Origin of the sequence: Pseudomonas sp. NPDC087817 (assembly GCF_044742875.1) — a bacterium.
GTDB lineage: Bacteria > Pseudomonadota > Gammaproteobacteria > Pseudomonadales > Pseudomonadaceae > Aquipseudomonas.
On sequence record NZ_JBIUVJ010000189.1, the window covers coordinates 1 to 1,024 of the forward strand.

The 1,024-nt window shown below is 58.5% G+C and carries 1 protein-coding gene and 1 pseudogene; both read left to right on the top strand.

Annotation, left to right across the window (positions count from 1 at the left end):
- Positions 1 to 31 precede the first annotated feature (31 nt).
- Positions 32 to 925 carry a hypothetical protein gene (locus ACIONG_RS30620; protein ID WP_213027381.1) on the top strand — a complete coding sequence of 298 codons (894 nt, stop codon included), beginning with the start codon at positions 32 to 34 and terminating at the stop codon, positions 923 to 925.
- A gap of 19 nt (positions 926 to 944) precedes the next feature.
- Positions 945 to 1,024: pseudogene (gene rplI, locus ACIONG_RS30625) on the top strand (50S ribosomal protein L9); the annotation flags it as partial.

The window sequence follows — 1,024 nt, forward strand, 5'->3', positions numbered from 1 at the left end:
GGCAGTCGACAAGTAGCAAAGGATTGAATGCATGCGTGCCTTAGCTGAGTTCATCATGCGAGGCCGTATGCAGGCCACTCTCGTGGTGGCCGGATGTGCAACATTGCCGTTGTTGTATTGGTTGGGCGCTGCCGCCGGGAGTCTTGTACTGCTGCGGCGCGGATTGACGGACGCCATCGGCGTTCTGTCCCTGGGACTGCTGCCGGCATTGATCTGGTGGCTGTATGCCGATGACCCACGAGCACTTCTGGTGCTGCTGGGGTCTTCGGGACTTGCGTTGGTTTTGCGCGCAAGTGAATCCTGGGTCCGCACGCTGCTGGTCAGCGTAGTGATTGGAGTGGTGTTTTCAGTGGTGCTCGGGGCAGCGTTTGCGGCCCAGATCGAGATGCTCGCGCAGGCCTTGATAAAGGTCATGCCAGCGCTTCTCGGTGAAACCTACAAGCAATTGTCGGTCGATGAGCAAGCGCGTTTCGCGTCCCTGATTGCGCCAGTCCTGACCGGACTGATTGCGGCGTTGTTGCAGATCGTCAGCGTGCTGAGCCTGATTGTCGGGCGGCATTGGCAGGCGTTGTTGTACAACCCGGGTGGTTTTGGTCGCGAGTTTCGCGCCATCCGGATCCCGCTGGGGCCGGCGATGTTGCTGCTGGCGTTGATGCTTCTGGGCCCGAATCTCGGTGCACAGATGGCCATGTTGACGCCGTTGTGCAGTGTACCGCTGGTGTTCGCCGGTCTGGCCCTGATTCACGGGCTGGTCGGGCAGAAGCGACTGGCCGGTTTCTGGCTGGTGGGGTTGTACGTCACGCTGCTGTTGTTCATGCAGCTGATCTATCCGTTGCTCGTGGTTCTGGCCATTGTCGACAGCCTGATTGATTTTCGCGGTCGTCACGTGTCGAAAGACACCGACAGCGCGAACGGTGAAGGTTAAAAGTTAAGAGGATTTCCACATGCAACTGATCCTTCTGGAAAAAATCGCCAACCTGGGCAACCTGGGCGACAAAGTAAACGTTAAGGCCGGTTACGGCCG

Coding starts and splice junctions, on each gene's coding strand:
- ACIONG_RS30620 (WP_213027381.1), top strand. CDS start 32: ATGCGTGCCTTAGCTGAGTTCATCATGCGAGGCCGTATGCAGGCCACT.